General features: G+C 47.7%; 9 protein-coding genes. 7 read left to right on the top strand and 2 right to left on the bottom strand.

What is annotated here, in order from left to right; genetic code table 11:
* The first annotated feature begins 2 nt into the window (after positions 1-2).
* The 7 genes from V7K21_RS11985 (at position 3) to V7K21_RS12015 (ending at position 4,576) form a co-directional block, all read left to right on the top strand.
* Complete coding sequence (locus tag V7K21_RS11985; RefSeq protein WP_335174446.1) at positions 3-587, top strand: NAD(P)-dependent oxidoreductase; 585 nt, start codon at positions 3-5, stop codon at positions 585-587.
* A gap of 14 nt (positions 588-601) precedes the next feature.
* On the top strand, positions 602-1,027 hold the full coding sequence (locus V7K21_RS11990; protein WP_335174448.1) for an SgcJ/EcaC family oxidoreductase: 426 nt from the start codon (positions 602-604) through the stop codon (positions 1,025-1,027).
* A gap of 242 nt (positions 1,028-1,269) precedes the next feature.
* On the top strand, positions 1,270-1,572 hold the full coding sequence (locus tag V7K21_RS11995) for a muconolactone Delta-isomerase family protein (RefSeq protein WP_335174450.1): 303 nt from the start codon (positions 1,270-1,272) through the stop codon (positions 1,570-1,572).
* A 146-nt stretch (positions 1,573-1,718) separates the two neighbouring features.
* Positions 1,719-2,705: an alpha/beta hydrolase gene (locus V7K21_RS12000; RefSeq protein WP_335174452.1), complete on the top strand. Its 987-nt coding sequence runs from the start codon at positions 1,719-1,721 to the stop codon at positions 2,703-2,705.
* Between the two features lie 119 nt (positions 2,706-2,824).
* Complete coding sequence (locus V7K21_RS12005; RefSeq protein ID WP_335174454.1) at positions 2,825-2,941, top strand: Nif11 family protein; 117 nt, start codon at positions 2,825-2,827, stop codon at positions 2,939-2,941.
* A gap of 288 nt (positions 2,942-3,229) precedes the next feature.
* A complete protein-coding gene (locus V7K21_RS12010) occupies positions 3,230-3,706 on the top strand; it encodes an NADP-dependent oxidoreductase (protein ID WP_335174455.1) in 477 nt (158 codons plus the stop codon).
* Positions 3,707-3,835: 129 nt separating this feature from the next.
* Positions 3,836-4,576: an SDR family oxidoreductase gene (locus tag V7K21_RS12015; protein WP_335174456.1), complete on the top strand. Its 741-nt coding sequence runs from the start codon at positions 3,836-3,838 to the stop codon at positions 4,574-4,576.
* A 415-nt stretch (positions 4,577-4,991) separates the two neighbouring features.
* Here the strand turns inward: V7K21_RS12015 and V7K21_RS12020 are convergent, their stop codons facing one another.
* Positions 4,992-5,138 carry a hypothetical protein gene (locus V7K21_RS12020; RefSeq protein WP_335174458.1) on the bottom strand — a complete coding sequence of 49 codons (147 nt, stop codon included), beginning with the start codon at positions 5,136-5,138 and terminating at the stop codon, positions 4,992-4,994.
* A gap of 253 nt (positions 5,139-5,391) precedes the next feature.
* Positions 5,392-5,940, bottom strand: a complete 549-nt coding sequence (locus V7K21_RS12025; RefSeq protein WP_335174460.1) for a DUF3124 domain-containing protein — start codon at positions 5,938-5,940, stop codon at positions 5,392-5,394.
* Positions 5,941-6,054: the final 114 nt, after the last annotated feature.

The following is a 6,054-nucleotide window of genomic DNA, read 5'->3' on the forward strand; positions in this document are numbered from 1 at the left end:
ATATGAAAGTCTTAGTCATAGGAGCCGCCGGCAAGACCGGTAGAACTGTAGTCAAGCAGGCTATAGTCGGTGGCCACCAGGTCACGGCCTTCGTTCATAAAGCTGATGAATACGAAGTCTCGGATGTTCGCGTCATCGAAGGGGACGCCACCGACAGTGCCACAATGGACGCAGCAGTTCTCGGTCAAGACGCGGTGCTTGACACGATCGGCGGCAAAACACCTTACAAGGAAACGACGCTCGAATCCAGTGCCGCCAACACCATCATTGCTGCCATGCAGCGAAACGGGGTGCGTCGTCTGGTGGTAACTTCCATGATTGGCGAAGGGGATAGTGAGGCGAATACCCCCTTTTATGAGCGCTTACTTGTTTCGACCTTTTTGCGCGGCGCGGACAAAGACAAAGCGGCAATGGAGTCTGCTGTCGAGTCCAGCGGTCTGGACTGGGTGATTCTTCGCCCAGCCCTCCTCACCGACGACCCCGCCAAGGGGGGTCAATCCGTTGACTGGAAAATCCGCGACGGTTTGAGCGAAATGTTCAAAATGAAACTTTCGATAATCCTTGTTATTCCTGCGTCGTTTCATTAGTGAGAACAATCAGTATGTCTACAAGAGAAACCAGTGCAAAGGATGAAGCGGTAATCAAAGCAATGATGACAACGTTTGCCGAGGCGTGGAACGCTAAAGATGCGGAGTACTTGGCGACGTTGTTTGCCGAGGATATCGATTTCGTGGACGTTATAGGTCGTTGGTTTAAAGGGCGAACCGAGACGAAACAAGCACACGCGCAGGCGCTGGCGTCGTTCTTAAGCGATAACCAAATGACTATTACTGACACCCAAATTAAATTCCTCACCCCGGATGTGGCAGTCTCACATACCACTTGGGAAACTACTGGACAGAAGAGTCCTGATGAAGTACATCGAATAGAAAATACAGGTGTCTGGACAGCCGTAACAACCCGCAAGGAGAACACCTGGCAGATTACCGCTTTCCACAACACAGGGACTGTGCCAATTTCTGAATGAAGCGTAACAAAAAGTTTGCTTTAAGCTACGCTCCACCGCTCCTGCTGGAATCTAGTTACAGAGATAACGAATATCTCTATCAAGCCGTTACTATCGCAAATACCTAAGAACTTTCGGCTACACTCTCTTTTTCGGGCCGACAGCGTGTTCGTTGAGGCTTCGGCGTCTGCTTCACCACGCGGTATGCCTCCTTTGCTGTCCTGTTTTCACAATCAAGCAAGTAAGTTAAATAAAAGTGACATATGCAATATCTTGTTATCTTCACACCCAAACAGAAATTCGAGACCGATGGAATGCCCTCTGACTTCCAGAAACGGGAACTCGAAGAGCAGGCGCAAGCGCAAGTCCTTTACGCGGAGGGAGGTCTCCGTCAAGTGTGGGCTCTGGACATGAAAAACCGCGGCGCAGCCGTTCTCTTTGAAGCGGAGTCACCGGAGCATCTGCAAAAGATGATCGATAGTTTTCCACTGATCAAGGTTGATTACGCTGACTACCAGATCTTGCCGCTCGCGCCGTATCCAGGATTCATGAAGAAGTCCGGCTAATCGCACCGCATAACAATACGCTCCAGCGAACGAAGGCTGGTAATCGACCTTTCTCTGTTCGTCGGCCCTTGTGTTGCCAGTCGCTGTCAGTGAGCTTGGGTTCGTTAGCCCGTCTTCACTGGCAACTTACCACAAACTGCCAAGCGGTGCCCGAACGAATTGTTACCAAGCAATGGAGAAAAAAGATGCAGTCCGACAATGAGAAGCTTGAACACAACAATACTAATGCAGTCGAGATCCGCCATCCGCTTACCGAAAAGGATGGTGAAGCCATCGCTCGGATGCGGACGGAGGCTGCTTCCTCCAAAGACGAGATGAGCGGACCGGATGCTCGCGGTGCCTTCGACGAGATCCAGGAGAAAACCCCAGACGCGCCGGGTGTTATCTACGAGCAAGGTGTAGTCGGGGGTGTGTCAGGCATTTGGTGTCACCCGCAGAACCCACGTCCGGATGTTGCCATCCTTTATCTGCATGGAGGAGCCTATGGGCTAGGTTCGGCGCACACATATCGGCATCTTGCTGGTCAGGTAGCTGCACGCACAAGCGCATCCGCGTTCGTTGCAGACTACAGGCTCGCACCGGAACACCCCTTCCCAGCCGCCTTGGACGATGCAAAGGCGGCTTATCGCGGATTGGTCGAACAGGGCACACAGAAGATCGCGATCATCGGAGACTCAGCTGGCGGCGGTCTTGCTCTCGTCCTATTGTCAGTCGCTTTAGACGGCGTTGCTCCCTCCGCTGCTGCTGTGATGTCGCCCTGGACAGACCTAGCCTTAACAGGACCGAGTCTCCAGGATCATGCAGACGATGATTTCCTGTTGACGAGGGAGGTGCTATCAATGGCAAGCGCCAGCTACCTAAACGGACACGATCCAAACGATCCGCTAGTCTCGCCGCTTTACGGCAGCTTCACTGGACTGCCCCCGATTCAAATTCACGTCGGAACGAGTGAGGTGCTTCTCGATGACACGCGTCGCTATGCCAAGCGTGCCCATGCAGAGGGAGTCGATGTGACGGTTCACGTATGGGAAGGAATGACGCACGTCTTTCCGGGGAACGTCGGAACACTGAACGCAGCGGAGGTGGCTTTGAGCATAATAGCTACCTTCCTGAAGAGCAAGACTAATCCGTAATACGTTTTGTTGAGCAGAAACTTGCTAAACAAAACGTATTACAAACCTATCATCAAAAACAACGAAGCGAACAACATGCCATAAAGCTACTGCATTAATTCACAAGGAAATAAATTGACATGGCTCAAGCACCGATCAACCAATTTTTTGCAGCTATTAGACAAAATCAAGCGTTACAGGCTCAGTGTCAAACTGCAGGCGATATACAAACCTGCGTTAACCTTGCAGAAGCATAAGGCTATCTCTTCACGGCTGAAGAACTACAGGCTGAGTTGAGCAAATTATCAAAAGAAGAGGTGGCAGAATTGGTCAATCCAGGAGTAGCCCCTCGACTACATATTGAGCCGCAGTGATTTGTGATTTAGGGGACTATTGATATTTCTCAACCCGAAAGTGACAAGGAAAGTGATCGCTTTCCAGCTAGACAGATTAGAAAGTGTCTGAAAAGCTATAGGGCAAGTCGTCATCAAAATCTAGGAGTAATACCATGCAAAATTTGCGTTCATAACTACGGTGATTCAGACGTGTTGAAACTGGAAACGATCGCGCAACCTGAACCCCAACCCAATGAAGTGCTAATTCGAGTTCAGGCTGCCGGAGTCAATCCGCTCGATTGGAAAATTCGCTCAGGCTACATGAAAGAGGTTTTTCCCATGCTAATGCCGTACACGCCCGGAATGGATGTTGCAGGCATTGTGGAAGGGATCGGCACCGAGGTCAAAGCGTTCCAAGTCGGTCAAGCGGTGTATGGCGAACTCAATATGGGCGCTTATGCTGAGTTTGCCACGGCTCCTCAAGATGCGATCGCCCTCAGACCGCAGACGCTCGATTTTGTGCAGGCGGCATCGGTGCCGATGGTGGCAATGACTGCCTATCAAGCGCTGTTTGATTATGCTGATCTCAAGCATGGTCAAACCATCCTGATTCATGCGGCATCGGGCGGGGTGGGCATGTTCGCCGTGCAGTTTGCTAAATGGAAAGGGGCACACGTGTTGCTTTAAGCTGCAGCAATCGCATGTTTAGTCTCTGATGCTTCTACATCAATTGATGGGAGATGGCTTTAAAGTTGGTTAATTTGGGCGTGGAAGTGTTTCTTTAATCCAAACTAATTTAAACAGAGAAAAATTTCGATGATGAATGTAGAAAACAAAGTGATTACGATCACCGGAGCCAGCAGCGGCATCGGTGAAGCTAGCGCCAGGCTGTTAGCTCAAAATGGCGCAACTGTTGTTCTAGGTGCGCGGCGCACCCAAAAGCTGGAAAAGATTGTCGGCGAGATCCGCGCAGCAGGCGGCACAGCGGAATTCAAAGCCGTGGATGTCACCAATCGCGAGGATATGAAAGCATTCATCCACTTTGCCAAAGACAAATTTGGTCGCGTCGATGTCATCTTTAACAATGCAGGCGTTATGCCCCTATCTCCAATGAACGCTCTGAAAGTTGAGGAGTGGGATAGCACGATCAATGTGAATATCTACGGCGTGTTAAACGGCATTGCTGCGGGTCTGCCGATCATGGAAGCACAAGGCGGCGGTCAGTTTATCAACACCGCATCCATCAGCGCGCATGTGGTGGGATCTAACAGCGCGGTCTATTCTGCCACAAAATTTGCGGTTTGGGCTATCTCCGAAGGACTGCGGCAGGAATCGAAAAATATCCGCGTCACCACATTATGCCCTGGTGTGGTTGCGACTGAACTCGGCTCAGATATAACAGACGAATCATCAAAAGACGCTTTGCAAAAATTCCGCAAGACTGCACTCACCCCAGATGCAATCGCCAGAGCCGTCTTGTATGCTGTGTCCCAGCCGGATGATGTCGATGTCAACGAATTGATTGTCCGCCCGACAGCAAGTTTAACGAGTCTTTAAGGGAAACATCGGGCATAGAAAGCTAGGGTTAGCGCATCTCAAACCATATTGACAGGTGGATCATAGTAACCCAAGTTGCTAGTTATGCGGGAGTGCGATCGCTCCAGAAGTCAGTTAGGTAATAAAATCCCCTCCAGAGCGAAAAATAGGAGGGGTATATGTTAAACGAAATAATTACTGTCTACGCGTATCACTGACGACTTGTTAAAGGCGATGCCTGCGGTGGGCTACGCCTACGGACATCATGAAGATTGCCGTCATGAGATGAGTGATGCAGAAATTATTAACGTAAGTTGCTAGTTAGTGCCCAATAACGCTATCAAAATAATACAAAAACGAATGGCACTAATAAAAGCTCTAAGCTATGTAGGATAAGGGCTAGAGATTTAAAAGCTATTGTACAGTGGAGAATGAGTCAGGCGATCAGTCTTGATGCAGGGTGATGGAAGCGATCGCTGTGCCACAGAGAGTTTTTCTCTGGAAGAATAACTGTAAAAAAACTGAGAACGATCGCTTCGGCCTGGTTCGGAGTAACAGTTTGACTTACCGTGGCTAAAGCCACAGTGAGTCAATAACTTACATACCATTACAGTTATCTGCTTGATATTGTATCTTAGCCAAGGCTTGAGATGTATAATTAGGAGTGTATAAAGTTACATTTTTTACAAAATGTAATCAACTGAGATCACGATGACAGAGGCAAAGTGATATTAATAAATCTTCGCTAATTTCTCATCATCAATCTTCAATATTTATACGCATTTAAATGGTATTTAGAATTAACCGTATTTACATTGAGAAAAAACTCTTTGTGATTATGAATTAGGTTTACTTTTGATCACTCTACCAGGACTAATAAAAGAAATTCCTTGCTGAAAGTCAGTACCAATCATGACTGCTTCCACTATAGGTTCGGATATATCTGTTTGGGCTACCCACTCTACAATAAAGTTTGCGCCTAAACCTCCACTAGTGTCATTTCTATTAATAAAAAAATCTGTAGAAGCTAGTGCATCAAGCTGAATAGGGCGCTCCAAATACTGTTTAACTAATTTCCCATCTGAGTTATAGTAACGCACGGAAGTAATGATTATCGGATTGGTCAAATCTGTATTCCGAATACTGAGCGTAACTGCTAACTCGAAAATCTCCTGACGATTGTGATGATAGATATGAGAATAGACAGGAACATAAACAGTTTCACCGCTTGCTATCTTAAAATTCTTATCCAGCGGCGTCACTATTTTTTGAGATGGGGTTGCTTGAGTGGCATCGGGTTGTGACTTGAGTGGAATACTTGTTGATTGACAAGATACAATAAAAATAATAGCGATCGCTAAATAAAGATGTGGATACGGCTTCATTAAAACTATTTACACCCATTTTTTATACATATACGCCTTATGTGAATTAAGCCACAGGATGCTGTTCAAAAGTAAGAACATCAATACCAAAACGCTGGCGCAGAAAAATACGCA

Origin of the sequence: Nostoc sp., assembly GCF_036919595.1 — a bacterium.
In the GTDB taxonomy this organism is placed as follows: Bacteria; Cyanobacteriota; Cyanobacteriia; order Cyanobacteriales; family Nostocaceae; genus Nostoc.